Genomic DNA, 16630 nt, shown 5'->3' with positions numbered 1-16630 from the left:
AAACTTATGGAACGCAATTACGGAACTGGTCGTCGTAAGACTTCTACTGCTCGTGTCTTTTTATCAAAAGGTACTGGCACTATCGTTGTTAACGGCAAGCCACTTGATGAATATTTCAGCCGCGAAACCTCACGCATGGTTGTTCGTCAGCCATTAGATTTACTCGATTCTGTCAGCGCTTATGACTTATACGTCACCGTTACCGGTGGCGGCAGTACGGGTCAAGCGGGCGCAATCCGCCACGGTATCACTCGTGCCCTTATCGAATCTGACGAAACCTTGAAGCCTGCCCTAAAAGCAGCTGGTTTTGTAACTCGTGACTCACGTCAAGTTGAACGTAAGAAATTGGGCCTACGTAAAGCACGTAAACGTCCACAATTCTCGAAACGTTAATCAAAGCTATTTTTTATCTGTTTGCTATTACGTTTACGGGTTCTTCCATAGTTGTTTGGTGAAAACCGTTTCATAGTAGTCACTGATAAAATAATAGATTTGCGAAACCTTATAAGTTGGTCACAGCTTATAAGGTTTTTTTATGCGTGCCTTTCTGTCGGTGCATTTTTGTAAGTTATAGCGAATACCAAATAAAAGAGAGTCGTTCATATCAACGTGCTACTGGTATAAATTTTTCTTGCTTGCTGTTCGCAAGTGTGGTTCGATGCTGCAAAACATTTATTCAAGTCGCATCCCAGTAGCCCAGTAGCCCAGTAACCTTGTATCATTCTTAAATTGGATCGACTAGAGCCTCTTATGACAACAATGCGTAAATTACCTTGCAAAGATACCTGTACTACCCCATCATCATAATAACTTTTCATCATTAGCCCTTATAGCGCAAAAGGATATTATGAAAGCGCCCGAACAGTTTGATCCCAGTAAGTCTTCTGCGCAAAACGGCACGCCACCAGACGCCGCCGCGCCGCATGGCAAGCTTGCTAAGTCGCCAGCAATTCCTGCTGGCACCCCGACTATCAAGCAGACCCATAAGCAAACCGCGCAATCGGAGAAACAGCCCTTTCAGTGGCAGTTCTTGTTGCCTAAGTATTGGGCTATATGGCTACTACTGGCCCTTGTGGTACCCTTAGTATATTTGCCGCTACGTTGGCAGTTTTGGCTGGGTCGCAAGTTGGGTATTTTATTCTATAAAATGTTAGCCTCGCGGCGGCGTGATACCTTGATTAACCTCAGACTGGCTTTCCCTGACAAACCGGAAGCTGAGCGTGAACTGATGGCCAAGCAAGTGTTCGTCAATCAAGGCATTGGCATATTTGAAACTTTATGCACTTGGTTTCGTCCTAATATATTTACCCGTACGGTCTCTATCTCGGGGCTACAGCATGTGGTCAATGCTCAAAATGAGGGCCGCGCGGTTATTTTGCTGGGTGCCCACTATACGATGCTGGATCTAGGCGCCATGCTATGCACCCAGTTTTTCCCTATGGATGGTATGTATCGACCGCAGAATAATGCGCTATTAGAGTGGTTTATTTATAACGGTCGTGCCCCTATCTTTGGTAAGCTAATCTCTAGTCGCAATATGCGTAGTTTGGTCGATTCTATTAGAGCCGGACACGTGGTTTGGTATTCGCCTGATCAAGATTACGGTCTTAAGCATGGGGTCATGGCGCCATTTTTTGGGGTACCAGCAGCCACTATTACCGCAACGCGGCGCTTGGCTACAGTGGGCGAGGAAGGGCGTCAGCCAGCAGTGATGGCGCTACATACTTACCGGCAAACACCTGATAGTATTCCCAGAGGTAAGCGTCCACATTATCATCTGACGATTACCCCAGAGCTCGATAATTATCCCAGTAATGACGAAATTGCTGATGCCACCCGGGTTAATGAAATCTTAGAAGGCTTGATTCGTATTGATCCGACTCAGTGGATGTGGTTTCATCGCCGCTTTAAAAATGGCCCTAATGGTCGCACTGATATCTATGACCAGGATAATGACAAATAAATTTAAGCCAAGTTTGCTATAATCAGCTATTAGGTCTATTGACTGACCGCCATTAAAATCCGCTATGCTGCTTGCAGTCATGGCGATTTTTTATCGTATCTTATGACTCAGCCAAAGTAATGATCTCATATAGTGATGATCTCGTATAACAGGTAAAAATTTTCTTGCTTGCTGTGTGACTGCGTCACTCCAGAGGCTGCGAAGATTTCTCCCAGCGCTACTGTTTCTTTTTTAAAGTGGCTAAGCCATAGCATTCATTCAAAATAAACAACCATAGATTAAAGACGGAACTCTCATGAGCGACAATAGCATTTCTGATGATTCAAATAACCCTGCAAACACGGCAGTGAAACGTATTTTAACCGGCATTAAACCAACCGGCACCCTACATTTGGGTAATTATGTGGGTGCGATTCGCCCCGCTATTGAGTCTATCCAAAATAGTAATGATGAGGCGTTTTTCTTTTTGGCAGATTATCATGGCATTATCGGCTGTCATGATCCTGCGGTTATTCATGAATCCACTAAATCGATTGCCGCCACTTGGCTGGCTTGCGGTCTAGATCCTGAGCGCGTGACCTTTTATCGTCAGTCGGATGTACCAGAAATTCCAGAATTGGCTTGGATTTTAAACTGTTCATGCGCCAAAGGGTTGATGAACCGTGCCCACGCTTATAAAGCCTCAGTCGATATTAATATAGATAATGATGTTGATGCTGATCAAGGTGTCACCATGGGGCTGTTTGGCTATCCGGTGCTGATGGCAGCAGATATCTTAATGTTTAACGCCACTCATGTTCCGGTTGGCCGTGACCAAATCCAGCATATTGAAATGGCGCGTGATATTGCCGGTACTTTTAACCATAAATATAAGCCGCTTTTTACCATGCCAAATGCGGTAGTCGATGATGACACCCCATTATTAACTGGCCTTGATGGCCGTAAAATGAGTAAAAGTTATGGCAATACCATTCCCTTATTTGGTGAGCTTAATCCGCAAGTAAGTCCTGAGAAGCAGATGCATAAAGCGATTATGAAAATCGTGACCAATTCGCAACTGCCCGCTGAGCCGAAAAATCCTGATGACTCTGCCATATTTGAGATTTATAAAGCCTTTGCCACACCTGAAGAAATTGCTGATATGCGCGCCCAATTCGCGGCGGGTATTGGTTGGGGTGATGCCAAGAAAGCATTATTTGATAAGATTAATGACGAGATTGCGCCATTCCGTGCACGCTATGAAGAGCTAATGGCCAATCCAAAAGAGCTAGAAGAAATCTTACAGATGGGCGCAGCAAAAGCACGTCGCCATAGCCGTAAGCAGCTCGATAAAACCCGTCGCGCCATTGGTATCCGCCCACTTGCCAAACTTAAATGATGGCTTAAATAATCGTTTACCCATTGCAATCAATATAGATTTCAACTTATGCAAGTGACCTCATACCAACGAGCTGAGACCCAAACACCAGTAGGCATCAGTGCTACATTGGTTAGGGCTGATACTGAAGCTTATGATATAGCTGCTAATACTCATGATATGTCGCTGCGTATTTATCAGACCCCGGTACAGCACTTGCCGGAGGACTTATACGTACCGCCACAGGCATTTGCCATTTGGTTAGAGCAGTTCGCAGGGCCACTGGATTTTTTGTTATATCTGGTCAAAAAGAACAATGTTGATCTGACCCAAATGCCGATACTGCCCATTACTGAGCAATATCTGGCTTATATCAATGAGTTAGATACTGAGCATTTTGAATTGGCCGGTGACTACCTATTGATGGCCTCAACCTTGATTGCCATCAAGACTGAGCTGTTATTACCCAAGCCACAGACGCCAAATGACGAGCGTGATCCCAAGGCGGAGCTGATTGAGCGTCTGGAAGCCTACGCGCAAATCAAAGGGGCGAGCCAGCGCTTAGACAATCTAGTCCGTCTTGAACGTGACGTTTTCCTAGCTATGGTCAGTCTACCCAATCAAGATATTATGAGTGCAGAGCTACCCAGTTACTCGCCTAACTTACTGATTGATAGCTTATTTAAGATGCAATTGCAGCCGGATTATCACATGCAGATACATACTATTAAGGTCGATGCGGTGCCGCTTGCGGATCGTATTGCCAGTATTAGTCGGCAGCTGAGCACTAGTGGCACACGCTCCTTTTACGAGCTACTAGATAAGTCGCAAGGAAAAATCGGGGTGGTGGTCAGCTTTGTAGCAGTGTTAGAGCTGATGAAACGTCAGCTGGTGGGGGTAGTCAGTACGGATAATGCAGGTGATGATCAACTTGATCAGTTAACCTTACAATGGTTGAGGTAATACCTGGTTAGATCCCACTGTAGCCAGTTCAAAATGAAATAGATACATTTGTGTCAGCGTACTACTGGTATAAATTTTTCTTGCTTGCTGTGCCTACGCAGACAGAGGCTGCAAAAAGCTTATACCAGCAGTACCGTAGCGTTTTTAAGGTATTTTAACTATACTTCACACTTTTTTGTCATAGCTTTATATCAGAACCCTTTATATCAGAATCCTTTATATCAGAATCCTTTTAAAAGAGCAGTATAATAATGGTTGACCCTAATAAACCAAGTGACAGTAAACCAAGTAATAGTAAACTAAGTAATAATGAACAGGACACTAGCAGCCACCACATAGAAGTACTGCTTCATGCCTCGGAAGCGCCACTGACTGCAAGCGACCTTAAAAAGCATCTTTCATTGTCTACGCAAGAACTACAGCTGGCATTAGAAGCGCTACAAGAGCGTTTAAGTACTGGTGTACTCAGTCTTAGTGAAACTGCCAGTGGTTACCGCTTACAAGTCGCTGATAGCTATAGCACACTCATTCAGCGGGTATTTCCGCAGCGTCAAGAGCGTCTCAGCCAAGCCTTACTGGAAACCTTAAGCGTGATTGCCTATAAGCAGCCGGTAACCCGTAGTGATATCGAGCAGGTACGCGGGGTGACGCTATCGAGTAATATCTTGCGGCAGTTATTTGATAAGGGTTGGATTATGGAAGACGGTTATAAAGACAGCTTAGGTCGCCCAGCGCTATTACATACCACGCCGCAGTTTTTAGATGCTTTTGGGCTAACGAGTTTAGAGCAGCTGCCGCCAATGCCGGATATGAATGCAATATAGTCAATGAAACGTAATATCGATACCTAACCTACTGCTGGCATAAGTTGTTCTTGCTTGCTGTGCCTACGCAGACAGAGGCTGCAAAAAGCTTATACCAGCAGTACCGTCGCGTTTTTAAGGTATTTTAGCTATATGACTGCAATAGGCGCTGTATCTTAAGTGGTTCTCATACAAAAAAATAGAATCTGCCGAAAACTCAACAGATCCTATTTTAGAAGTACTCAAGCATAAAATTTTAGAAGTACTCAAAAGTAAAACTTAATAAGTTTTAAACTCTACCCCTATGCCTGCACCAATGTCACTTGATTGAGTATCAGAATCTACCGCCCACAGTCTAGTACTGATCGTCGTTAGTGGCTGTAGCTGATGTTCCCAAGCCACATCAATAGCCGTTAACGTATCGGAATCTGGAAAGGCCTGATTGATGGGCTCATTGGCTTGGTTTACTTTAGCGTGCTGCAATTTTGCGTTAATAAAATTACGTTGGTCCAACCATAGTCTACCACCAACCGCTACACTCTCAGCATCACCGCCTAACGCATGACCGAGAGGATAGCCTTGCTGATAGTAGCCATCGGTATATAAGAAATGGTCATAAGATATCCCACGCGATTCACCACTAGTACGGGTATCTGCATATTCAGCATAAAGCTGATAGGGCTTACCGTATATATCAGCAGCATAATCTGCACCCAGCAGGTACATATTTTTAGCAGGCAGTCCCCCTGCTTCATCCTCACCCACATACTGAGCATAGACACCTGCCGGTACTTTGATTAACGGCGCTAGACTCAGGCGCGCATCAAAGCCAGCCAGCTGATTGGCGGGGTCATCGTCAGTATTACCAGCAGTAGCCTCATTGTCTCTGGTTCCTAGAACAGCGTCACCAAAAGAGCTAAAACTCTCCGGTCGGCCTTCTCCGCCCCACATAAAGGTACGAGAAGCACCAACTTCTAGCCAAGGCCACGGGCTAGCGGTAAGACGAGCACCAAAAAGCTTAGCATCCGGTATGGCTTCATAATCATCCAGCTGACCCGCAAACAGCTGATATTGCCAAGGGCCTACCCAAGATAGATATTGAGAAGTGGGCGCACTTTGCTGATCACGCTGCATAGTGATGCCGGTGACTGGAATGCTGGCATCTCCTCGAATGAGGCTACCATCGTTGCCAGGACCCCACCATGCTGGAATCTTCCCGGCGATTAACCATTGATTGGCAGCCGTCCCAGCAATGTACGATCCTTCGAAGCTGACATCACTGTTGTCATCAATCAGCTCATCATTCTTTATATTGGCTTGTAAGTTAAATTCCCAATCCTTTTCGCTAAGTCCTACCTGTACGCTAGCTTGTTGTCCTGCCAGCTGATCATCCGCGAAGGTTTGTGGCAGCTGCTGGCGGTCGGTCTGAGCGTATAAGCCTACAGAAGCGCCAACCAGAGACTCACGATTTTGAGCTAGCCTAGTCTGTACCGACTGTAATACTTGCTGTTGCGCAGGCGTTACGGCATCAGTAGAAGCCAAAGCACGCTTAATCTCGTTGGCAGTCAAGGGCCAAGTGCTGGTACTAATCTGGGTCACACCTTGAGTATTGAGCCAATCAAGATCTGCTTTGAGTTTAAGGTCATTCATATACAGGTTCTGTGCGCTGGCAAGGGTACTCACCATACCAAAGCTCAATAAAATACTGATTAGACTTAAAGCGTTTAGACGGCGGTGGGACAGTTGCTTGCTCATAGTGGTTTACTCATAATCTAGTTTATGAAACAGATGGGTTATTAACTCATTGACATACTCACCCCACTTTCGCACAGCTCAAGTGGGGGATTCTAAAAGCAAACGCTCTTAGGCGACTTCCTCACGGATTTCGCTGGTTTTCTGCGTCAGCGGGCGACTTTTACTACATCTTCCCTCAACAGACAAAACGGCATGTCCTGCCGCTAATATATTGCGTGCCGCATTAAAATCTGCATTCGCAACATAACCACATTCGACGCACTCAAATCTTGCCTGAGTTTGCCTATTTTCTTTAGCAACATGCTTGCATTTAAAGCAGGTTTGACTGGTGTAGCGTGGGTTTACCTTGATCAGTAAGCCACCGCGCCATTGCTGTTTATACTCAAGCATGTCGGTCATTGATCCCCAACCTTGATCTAGGATTGATTTATTCAATCCTGACTTGGCTTTGACATTGCGACCTTTTTTCTCAATCGAACCACTTGCTGATTTCGACATATTAGCTACTTTTAAATCTTCAACGACGATCATGGCGTGGCTTTTGCTGAGCGTGGTTGTGATTTTGTGCAAGTAGTCATGCCTGATATTGGCAATGTGGTGGTGCAACTTTTGGATCTTACGATTCTGCTTTTTCCAGTTTTCGCTAAACAAGACTTTCTTTGCTAGCCCTCGTTGCAGCTTGGCAAGTTTGCGTTGATTGGCTTTAAAGCTGTTTTTGGGTTTGATGTATTGATTGTCTGAGGTGGTGATAAGCTTGGTGATGCCCAAATCCAAGCCCAGTGCGCTTGTGGCGGGGTGGGTTGGGTTTTGCAATAGCTCTCTTTCCGTGCCAAAAGACACGTACCAATGTCCTGATTTTTTACTGATGGTGACGTTTTTAATTGTGCCAATGATTTCTTGTGATTTTCTGAATGTCACCAGACCAACGCCATTAGGCAGCTTCACTCGATTGCCTTCAATACGGCAATATTTATCAAATTGAACCAAGCGAATTGAGTCACAGCCGTCGGATTTGCGCTTAAACTTTGGCATCAATGGGCGTAACTGGATTTCTGTGCCGTCAGCCAACTTAAAAAACTTGGATTTTTTAGGTTTCTTTTTATTTTCTTTGTACCGTGCGTGTGATTTAGGGTCAAAAAACTTAGACCAAGCCGACGCGAGATCACGAATCTTTTGTTGCAAAGACACGGCATTAGAGCTGGATTTCAAAAAAGAAAAATCAGGATTGTTCTTTACATCCATAATTTTATTAACAAGATTGGTGGCGTTTATAAACTCATTCTTGGCAAACATTTCAAACGACATTGCTAGCATTTGATTCCAAACAAAACGCGCAGAGCCGACAAGGTTATTCAAAATAACGGTTTGCTCTGCATTAGGCTCAAGCCTAAATTTGTACGCCTTGTTAATTTTCATAATGGCTGTGCATCTTATTTAATATAATCCTAGATTAACACTAAAGATTAATAATGATATTTTCAGTAAGTAAATTGTTTAAAAGATAATAAAACGATACGAAATTCACCACCACCCTAATCTCGGGTGGTGTCCTCTTTCGCTTTTTTGATAGTTTACCGCGAACCAAATCCTGTCAGCGTGGTATGAATGGTTCTAAAGAAAATCAGTAAGTCCAAGGTAAAGGAAATATGCTTGATATAATAAAAGTCATATTCAATTTTTAACTGGGTTTCTTCTGCGCCGGTTGCATAACCTTGGTTGACCTGTGCCCAACCAGAGATACCGGGCTTGACAATGTGACGATAATTAAAAAAAGGCACTTGTTTTTCAAGTTTGACCGCAAAATCAATAAATTCAGCCCTCGGACCTATTAAGCTCATTTCACCTTTAATAACGTTAATAAATTGAGGCAGCTCATCAACTCTAGTCTTACGAATAAACTTGCCCACCTTAGTTATTCGATTGTCACTATCGACCGTTAAGATTTCTTTCGCATTTTCGCGCATACTGCGGAATTTATAAACTTTGATGGTTTTCCCACGGTAGCCCACTCGTGATTGAACATAAAAAACCTTACCCCCATCTTCACGCTTAATCGCTATAGCAGTCAATAGACAGATTATAAGGGTAAATGGCAGTAATATTAGAATAATTAAGAAATCAAGGCAGTATTTGATTAACATATAATTTTCACAAGGAAGCAAAGAGCCCAATTCATTCTCATGCATGTGATTGATTCTGACTCTACCCGTCAATGACTCGCGGATATTACGATAATGATAGACGGGAATACCTTCTAAAGTTTTATTAGCGATAAACTCTTGCCAGTCATCAGTCAAGTCATGGCTATGAAGGTCTGTTACGATACCACTGACATCCTGCTCTAAATTGGTGGTGTCTAACTTCATCCAATCCGCGGAGGGCACTTGTTCTGGCATATCCGTTGCTCTACCCACTGGAATATAAGCTAAGGTTTGAACTTGGTAATGACGATTGATTATATTAACGATAAAAAGGTAGCTGAACAAACAAATGCTACTTAAGTAGTAATAGGTTAAAGAAAAAGGAAAATCGGTTGGTGTGGCTAAGGTAAAAATGATAGCAAACCAAAATAGGAATACCGGTAATATGTATGACGTTGAGGTAATACCTGGGAATTGACGTATCCAGTTCAGAGTGAACAAAGTCAATAAAGTAAGTGTGCCACTAGTAAGAATATTAAAAACACTCGCTTTGTTAAACCCTTGAGTTAAATAGTTCCAGTCAAAAAATAAGTACGGAATCCAAGTACATAGTAATAATCCTACGAATAGCTGGACAGGCAGGAAGCGCAAATACTGTAGTGTTTTTGTCTTAAACATAATTAGAGTCTTTCATTCGTAGATTACAAAGTGCATTTGGAAGCTTAGCAATTATAACTTATCGAGAGTGTGAAGAACGGTACTATTGTAGTAGGTGAGCAATTTAGATAAAGGAGGTGCGATAAGAAACGAACAACTATAAAAGATGGCAATCAAGACTGCTGATAGATAGACAAATGCTGATCGACCACTTGTTCAATTGAGAACGCGCTTTCTGCCAGCTGACGCCCTGCCGTACCCATACGTACTCGAAGAGCAGTGTCTGTAACCAGCTTCTCGATAGCATCAGCCAACTCATTGGGGCTCTTAACGGCTACTAACAAACCGGTTTCGTTTGCTTCTATGGCATCACGGCAGCCGGGTACATCGGTTGTAATGACCGCTCGCCCGCAAGCGGCGGCTTCAATCAGAACTTTAGGCAAGCCTTCACGATAAGAAGGCAATACCACCAGATTAGACTGTCTAAAAACAGCCGCCATATCTTTTTGGTAGCCCATAATAGTTAAATTAGGAATAGACTGCCAGCGCTCAATATCTGTATTTTTAGCACTAGTGAGGTTACCGGGGTCTAGGTCCCCTACTATCTGATAACTTGCTGCTATTCCTTTGTTATTCAACAGCTTAATAGCTTCGATATACTCAGTTAAGCCTTTATCAAACAATAAACGAGCAGCAAAAGTCACCACAGGTTTGTCAGTTAGATTCTCAGGGAAAAAACGAAAAGCCGAAAGGTCTATACCGGAACCGCGAATTAAGACAGTTTGCTCTGGTTTGACCGCTTTAAGATCTATAAACATCTTCTTATCATCAGGATTTTGAAAAATCACTGTGGTCTTTTTTGTGCGTAAAGCCAAGCGATATAACCACGTACCAAGCTTACGCTTTAACTGTGCTTTAACGCCTTCAGCCAAAAATAAAGTCCCTAAACCTGACACAGCAGCGACTACTTTTTTCACCGATACAAATCGAGCAGCGATTCCACCGTATAGAACGGGCTTAATAGTGACTAAATGAAGAACATCAGGCTTAACCTGTGTTAGCAGTTTCCAAATGGCTAATAAACTCATCGCCTCACTAAGCAGACTACTGCCACTGCGCGAGAGTGGGATCTTATGATGAATAAAACCCATGTCAGTAATTTCTGTGACTGCTTTACCGTCTCTAGTCGCTACCTGTACGGTATGACCTTGTTCTTTAGCAGCCAAAGCGATGGGCAGACGATGAGATAAGAAAAACCAAGGCTCATTAACGATATATAATATTTTCAATTCACGTCCTATCCACTTTATCGTGTGTTACTGGCTGATTTATTGAAGAAGCTTTATTTTTTTTCGGAAACAGCTTGTGAACATGACAATCAGCACAGACAAACAATACATAAATCATGATAAATGGATAACGATAACGGACAGCCGTACCATAGTTGGCCACAACCAAGCCATATACAGACATGCCTAAGGCCATAAACAACAACCAAAAAGTGAGTTTATCAGGAAATTTTTGCCAAGCTTGTCGGGTTATTAAATATAAAATAGCCAGTACAATTAGATTTTCAAATGACTGCACGAATTGTAAAGCACTGCTTGCTTCCCACGGTAAAGGCTTAGATAAGAAATACAACGCTGAGGTTAGACCTTGAAACACAAAGTCACCCGCACCGGTAATAAGGCTAATATTTTCTGCCTCTCCACCATCTTCAACGAACATCGCCACTCTAAACTTATTAACCAACGGAATCGCAATAGGGGCAGAGAGCAGTAGGCCAGCTAGGCTAATAGCGCCAATAATCAAGGCTTTGGTTACCCCCATACCTTTCCTAGCAACATTAAATATGAAATACAATAGGACTATAGGGCCCAAAATAAAGAAGTTTTGAAATTTAATTAAGTATAGAGGGGCGATACAGATAACACTTCTGAAGACTTTAGACTCACGGGCATAGACTATGGTCAAAATCATAAAGAAGAATATCAAGGTCTCTCTTAAGCTAAGAGCGGTATACAAGGCAGCACTCGGAAATAGCAAGTAAAACCACACCGATACCTTGGTAAATATCTTCTTCACATGTAGCACAAAAAACAGAATGATGTAGAGAAAGGTATTGTAGAATCCTAAGCTTATAACTGAAACAGGTGTTGGGAATGGGATCAACGCCAGCAAAGCACTGGCTGTCAAAACGGTATCACCGTTTACTAATGCTTCAATAAAGCTTAGCTCTCCACTTCTAAAACCATTAACACCACGCCAGTAGCGAAACTGGTCGCCCATATAAGAAGCACTAAATAACACATCATTTAAAACAAAGGGTAAAAAACAATGCAGTGCTAATACAACTTGATATTTAGGTGAGATATTAAATTTATATCCAAGTACAAATACAGTCAACAAGCATATAAACAGACTAGGTAAATCAAACAACCTAGTCCCTAAAAAGCCATAGGCATTAATCCAATCCGGGTCTGACATTCAGTTACCGCTCTATTTCATATAATTTATTGGGTTTCAAGCCAAGCCTGAAACATAAGTATGTCCCACAACCGATGCTGATGGTTGCATACTCCACTAAGATGTTCGTTCCATATTGCACGTATTGGCGCTGGGTGAAAATAACCTTGCTGCTGCAAAAGGTTCTCATCCAATAATGCTTCAGCCCAATCACGTAACGGACCACGCAACCAGTCATGCAAGGGTACACCAAAGCCCATCTTAGGACGCTCAATCAGTTCACGGGGCACATGACGAAATAATACTTGTTTAAGCAACCACTTGCCTTCGCCATTACGTATTTTATAATCTAACGGCATACGCCAAGCTAATTCAGCAATACGATGATCAAGCATTGGTACTCTTGCCTCTAAGCTATTTGCCATAGCCGCTCGATCAACTTTTACCAGAATATCGTCAGTCATATAAGTTTGCGCATCCATAGCCATCATGGCGTGCTGAAAGCTGTCTGTTTGCGGCCAGCAACCTGAGTCACTGATTAAAGTTGTTGGCTCTTGCGCGCCAATAACCAATTGGGCTGGATCCTGCCAATGACTGGTCAGTCTCTGATAAAAATCTTGCTCGCTATCAATATTAAGGACACCCGCTAACTTATGTGCTTTATCTCCCGGAGTACGTAATTGCAAGCTTTCAGGCACAACGGGGCTAAGCGTATTAAATAGTGAGTCCCAGCTCTTTGGTGACAAAGCAGTCAGACCAGCTGCTGCTAATTGCCGTAGTGGTCTAGGCAACTTACGACTCTTGCTCCAAACCTGCTGAGCCATAAGATAGCGGTTATAACCCCCAAATAGCTCATCACCACCATCACCGCTTAGTGCCACGGTCACGTGCTGACGCGCCATCTGATTCACTAAAAAGGTCGGAATTTGCGAGCTGTCTGAAAATGGCTCGCAGTATATAGATGACAACTTAGGTATTACCGATAAAGCATCTTCAGGGCGGATATATAGTTCAGTATGCTCAGTACCAATATGCTTGGCCACCGCCTTTGCATGAGTGGCTTCGTTATAACCTGCATCATCAAAGCCTATGGTAAAGGTCTTTACTGGGCGAGAACTTTGCGCTTGCATCAAGGCTACTACTGCACTGCTGTCTATACCGCCACTTAAAAAAGCACCAAGTGGCACATCAGACTGCATCTGTCCACCGATGCTTTTCATCAGCGCAGACTCTAAAGCATCCACAGCCTGCTCTGGACTGCCTGTAAACGGATCTGCCAAACCGGCTTCAACGATATCGTTAAAGCGCCAGTACGCTTGTGGCCGTGCCATTTTGGCTTTTTCTATATCTGCTAAAGGCAGTTGTAGCCAGTGCCCAGGACGCAGTTTTTCAATACCTTGATAAATACTATAAGGGGCAGGAATGCAGTTATGTCGCAATAATAGGGTTATCGCATCGCGATTGATATCCGCTTTAAAAGCTGGATGGGCTTTGAGCCCTTTTAACTCAGAGCTAAAATATAGGCTTTGGCCCTGCCAACCCCAATATAATGGCTTTTCACCCATTCGGTCTTTTGCTAAGGTCAAAACTTTCTGTTTACGATCCCACAGTACAATAGCAAACATTCCTACCATAGCCTGTAAGGTCTTTTCTATTCCCCAAGCTACAAAACCGGCAAGCATAGTCTCTGTATCTGAGTGACCACGCCAAGCGGGTGAATGACCTTCACTCATTAGTTGCTCTCGCAACTGTAGATGGTTATAGATCTCACCATTAAATGCCAGCACATACCGACCGCAGGCAGAATGCATCGGTTGCGCACCCGCAGGCGAAAGGTCTAGTATAGCCAAACGCTGATGACCAAGAACCAAGCCAATATTTTCATCTAACCAAGCATCACCAGCATCTGGCCCACGATGATCGATAGCCGTATTCATTTGAGCTATTACGCTAGGCGCAGGTACACTTGTATGCGCATTAAAAAAACCGTTTACACCACACATAACTATGCCTTTATATCGTTATTCAAAGAAGTTGCCAACTTGCCTATTGGTGCCGAGTAAAGACGCAACCATTTGTCAGTAGCCATATCCAATGAATAATGTTGCAAAACCCTATGACGTGCTTTTTTGCCTAATTGTAGACGCTCATCAGAACTCACTGTCAAAGCTTGTTGCAATGCAGTAGCAAGCGCTACAGAATCCTTTGGTGGCACAAGAAAGCCTGCATCTCCCACCACTTCTTTTACGCCACCGCAGTCGGTAGCAACTACAATACGCTCACAAGCCATCGCCTCAGCTACAACCAACCCAAAACCTTCCCATGCTGAAGACAGTACAAAAACATCAGCAGCAGACATCAAGCGTGGAATATCTTCTCTCACGCCTAGAAAGCAAATTTTATCCTCTATACCTAAAGTATTTACTCTCTCTTCTAACTCATTTAACAAAGGTCCTTGACCCGCTATAGCAACCTTAATATTTTGCTGACTTTCAGAGAGAATCGATATAGCCGATAAGAGATTAGGGTAATCCTTTTGCTCACTCAGTCTGCCGACTGCTAGGATCAACTGTTGACCGTCAACAATACCTAACTCTGCACGAATTTCACTTCTTGCCTTTTCAGAGAATACAAACTCAGTAGTAGAAATACCATTATGTAAAGTTAGCATTCTTCCCGGACGCACTGCTTTTTGCTCAATAAAAGCGTCAACGGCCTCATCACTAACGTTAGTAGAGATATCAGTAAGTTTATCCGTTAAACGATAAGCCAAAAATCTTGTCCATCCTTCTTCATCAGTGTTGTGAGCACTACTAATTAACCTAGGCATAGCTGTAGTCAGACGAAGGGTGCGACAAAGAATGTTAGCATGTACCAGATGACTATGTACTGCATCAGGTTTGAACTTATTAATTAATTTACGTAATTTGAAGTATGCGCTATATAGGTCTTTAGCTGAGTTAACTTCTAAACTTATCAGATTGATACTACTGTTCTTAGGGGTAACCAACGCTTCTCCGGTCATATAAGCAATAATCACCTCGTGCCCTTTTTCTACAAGCTGATCAGCTAAACTTGTCACGACTTTTTCTGCGCCACCCATGCCTAAACCAGTTATCACCATCAATACTTTCACTTGGCTTACCTTATAGTTTTTTACTTATCAGTGATTCAATACCTGTACTGATTTGTCCTAACACCCTATCTTCATCGAATAGTGACGCTTTATCAACACAGGCATCGTAATAGTCTTCTGCATGATCAATCAATGACAGTACGCTTTGTTGGAAGTCTGATGAATCTATGTCTTCAGGACTAAAAGAGATACCTGTCGCAGAACCAAAGCCTTCAACAAACTCAGCACAAAATCCAGCACTTTTAGTAGTAATGGCTGGCACACCGCGAGCATGTGCTTCGAGTAAGGTAGTGGCAAACCCTTCATGATGACTGGTAATCGCAAAGCATTTGATACTGTCATATATTTTTGGTAGTTCTTTTCTATCCGCCCAATCTTGCAGATCTATAGTATCTTGTAGCCCTGCTTGCTGAATCGCTTTTATAATAGTAGCTTTTTCTTCGCCACGACCTAATATCAGAGCTTTGATTGGTTCAGCACTTTGAGAGCTAAGCCTACTTATTAAATCAACGAAAAGTAGGATATTTTTTTCTTTAGAAAGCCTAGAGATAATCCCTAAATCATATAGTTTAGATGCTTTAGATTTACCAAAAAACCAAGGTGATATAAAGTTACCCACAAACTCTACTTCGACCGGAAGTGCCTGTAGGTTCTCTTTATTCACACTAAATACTTTGTCACAAAAACGGCTAGAGAACCTTAACAGATGATATTCAGCATCACTATGCCCCAGTCCAGCTGCATTTTTCTTCTGTAAATACAAATGTAGAAGAGATACTACTTTAAATCCCTGTAATCGAAATACTGGCGCTAACCATAGCGAAGAGAGGTCATTAAGTACAATAACTTTAATGCCAGAATGCTTAAGAGTCTTTGTAAGTTTTAGCGAGCTAGACAATCGCTTGGCTTTTGAAGCGACCGAGTTCATCGTTATCGTGGGGCAAGAGAATGTATCAGGCTCTGAGGTTGCGATAATAGTTGGCAGGCCTTTTTCATTCATATAGCGACATAAGCCTTCTATATAAATTTGACCACCACCCCAAATTTTCTCACTAGGAGAGTAAATACATATCATCAATACAGCCTCTTAATTAGATTCATTAAAATACTAATAGCTTAATTTTGAAACCGAGTAAACTTAAGATCTCCTCGATGTTAGAGTACAACTCTAAAAATATTATAGTGATATTGATTACTTAAAATAAGAGTTTTTACTAAATAATATTTGAAATTGATACTATTACCTTATATGTTTTAATCAAAACCCTGAAGCAGCTAGTAAAATAAAAATACGTAAGCTTTCCATCACTATAAATGTATCATCACATTTATGTTAAGTAATGAACACTTAGTCATATAATAGTGATTACTTATAGAAATACTTTCAAT

The 16630-nt window shown here is 42.7% G+C and carries 13 protein-coding genes; 5 read left to right on the top strand and 8 right to left on the bottom strand.

What is annotated here, in order from left to right; translation table 11 throughout:
• The first annotated feature begins 6 nt into the window (after positions 1 to 6).
• From rpsI to scpB, 5 genes are all read left to right on the top strand, one after another.
• Positions 7 to 393 (top strand): 30S ribosomal protein S9, encoded by a 387-nt coding sequence (gene rpsI / locus U1P77_RS01740; protein WP_321155714.1) that lies wholly within the window; start codon positions 7 to 9, stop codon positions 391 to 393.
• A gap of 454 nt (positions 394 to 847) precedes the next feature.
• A complete protein-coding gene (locus tag U1P77_RS01735; protein WP_321155713.1) occupies positions 848 to 1963 on the top strand; it encodes an LpxL/LpxP family acyltransferase in 1116 nt (371 codons plus the stop codon).
• A 295-nt stretch (positions 1964 to 2258) separates the two neighbouring features.
• The gene (locus U1P77_RS01730; RefSeq protein WP_321155712.1) at positions 2259 to 3341 is read left to right on the top strand and encodes a tryptophan--tRNA ligase; all 1083 of its coding nucleotides are present in this window, start codon (positions 2259 to 2261) and stop codon (positions 3339 to 3341) included.
• A gap of 159 nt (positions 3342 to 3500) precedes the next feature.
• Positions 3501 to 4283 (top strand): segregation and condensation protein A, encoded by a 783-nt coding sequence (locus tag U1P77_RS01725; protein ID WP_321156585.1) that lies wholly within the window; start codon positions 3501 to 3503, stop codon positions 4281 to 4283.
• 251 nt (positions 4284 to 4534) lie between these two features.
• On the top strand, positions 4535 to 5107 hold the full coding sequence (scpB, locus tag U1P77_RS01720) for an SMC-Scp complex subunit ScpB (protein WP_321155711.1): 573 nt from the start codon (positions 4535 to 4537) through the stop codon (positions 5105 to 5107).
• 258 nt (positions 5108 to 5365) lie between these two features.
• Here scpB and U1P77_RS01715 read toward each other — a convergent pair whose 3' ends face one another.
• The 8 genes from U1P77_RS01715 to U1P77_RS01680 form a co-directional block, all read right to left on the bottom strand.
• Positions 5366 to 6841 (bottom strand): capsule assembly Wzi family protein, encoded by a 1476-nt coding sequence (locus U1P77_RS01715; protein WP_321155710.1) that lies wholly within the window; start codon positions 6839 to 6841, stop codon positions 5366 to 5368.
• Positions 6842 to 6949: 108 nt separating this feature from the next.
• Positions 6950 to 8257, bottom strand: coding sequence for an RNA-guided endonuclease InsQ/TnpB family protein (locus U1P77_RS01710; RefSeq protein ID WP_321155709.1), 1308 nt, complete (start codon positions 8255 to 8257; stop codon positions 6950 to 6952).
• Positions 8258 to 8412: 155 nt separating this feature from the next.
• Positions 8413 to 9660: a sugar transferase gene (locus tag U1P77_RS01705; protein WP_321155708.1), complete on the bottom strand. Its 1248-nt coding sequence runs from the start codon at positions 9658 to 9660 to the stop codon at positions 8413 to 8415.
• A 152-nt stretch (positions 9661 to 9812) separates the two neighbouring features.
• Positions 9813 to 10928: a glycosyltransferase family 4 protein gene (locus U1P77_RS01700; protein ID WP_321155707.1), complete on the bottom strand. Its 1116-nt coding sequence runs from the start codon at positions 10926 to 10928 to the stop codon at positions 9813 to 9815.
• A 1-nt stretch (position 10929) separates the two neighbouring features.
• Positions 10930 to 12126 (bottom strand): hypothetical protein, encoded by a 1197-nt coding sequence (locus U1P77_RS01695; RefSeq protein WP_321155706.1) that lies wholly within the window; start codon positions 12124 to 12126, stop codon positions 10930 to 10932.
• A 26-nt stretch (positions 12127 to 12152) separates the two neighbouring features.
• Positions 12153 to 14108 (bottom strand): asparagine synthase (glutamine-hydrolyzing), encoded by a 1956-nt coding sequence (gene asnB, locus U1P77_RS01690; protein WP_321155705.1) that lies wholly within the window; start codon positions 14106 to 14108, stop codon positions 12153 to 12155.
• Positions 14109 to 14110: 2 nt separating this feature from the next.
• Positions 14111 to 15241: a glycosyltransferase gene (locus U1P77_RS01685; RefSeq protein ID WP_321155704.1), complete on the bottom strand. Its 1131-nt coding sequence runs from the start codon at positions 15239 to 15241 to the stop codon at positions 14111 to 14113.
• Positions 15242 to 15251: 10 nt separating this feature from the next.
• The gene (locus tag U1P77_RS01680) at positions 15252 to 16316 is read right to left on the bottom strand and encodes a glycosyltransferase family 4 protein (protein WP_321155703.1); all 1065 of its coding nucleotides are present in this window, start codon (positions 16314 to 16316) and stop codon (positions 15252 to 15254) included.
• Positions 16317 to 16630: the final 314 nt, after the last annotated feature.

It is taken from the genome of Psychrobacter sp. LV10R520-6, assembly GCF_900182925.1.
GTDB lineage: Bacteria > Pseudomonadota > Gammaproteobacteria > Pseudomonadales > Moraxellaceae > Psychrobacter.
This window is presented reverse-complemented; position numbering and strand designations above follow the sequence as displayed.

What these genes read in the sequence shown, in the direction of transcription:
- rpsI (WP_321155714.1), top strand. Translation starts at nt 7, where the DNA reads ATGGAACGCAATTACGGAACTGGTCGTCGTAAGACTTCTACTGCTCGT.
- U1P77_RS01735 (WP_321155713.1), top strand. Translation starts at nt 848, where the DNA reads ATGAAAGCGCCCGAACAGTTTGATCCCAGTAAGTCTTCTGCGCAAAAC.
- U1P77_RS01730 (WP_321155712.1), top strand. Translation starts at nt 2,259, where the DNA reads ATGAGCGACAATAGCATTTCTGATGATTCAAATAACCCTGCAAACACG.
- U1P77_RS01725 (WP_321156585.1), top strand. Translation starts at nt 3,501, where the DNA reads ATGTCGCTGCGTATTTATCAGACCCCGGTACAGCACTTGCCGGAGGAC.
- scpB (WP_321155711.1), top strand. Translation starts at nt 4,535, where the DNA reads ATGGTTGACCCTAATAAACCAAGTGACAGTAAACCAAGTAATAGTAAA.
- U1P77_RS01715 (WP_321155710.1), bottom strand. Translation starts at nt 6,841, where the DNA reads ATGAGCAAGCAACTGTCCCACCGCCGTCTAAACGCTTTAAGTCTAATC.
- U1P77_RS01710 (WP_321155709.1), bottom strand. Translation starts at nt 8,257, where the DNA reads ATGAAAATTAACAAGGCGTACAAATTTAGGCTTGAGCCTAATGCAGAG.
- U1P77_RS01705 (WP_321155708.1), bottom strand. Translation starts at nt 9,660, where the DNA reads ATGTTTAAGACAAAAACACTACAGTATTTGCGCTTCCTGCCTGTCCAG.
- U1P77_RS01695 (WP_321155706.1), bottom strand. Translation starts at nt 12,126, where the DNA reads ATGTCAGACCCGGATTGGATTAATGCCTATGGCTTTTTAGGGACTAGG.
- asnB (WP_321155705.1), bottom strand. Translation starts at nt 14,108, where the DNA reads ATGTGTGGTGTAAACGGTTTTTTTAATGCGCATACAAGTGTACCTGCG.
- U1P77_RS01680 (WP_321155703.1), bottom strand. Translation starts at nt 16,316, where the DNA reads ATGATATGTATTTACTCTCCTAGTGAGAAAATTTGGGGTGGTGGTCAA.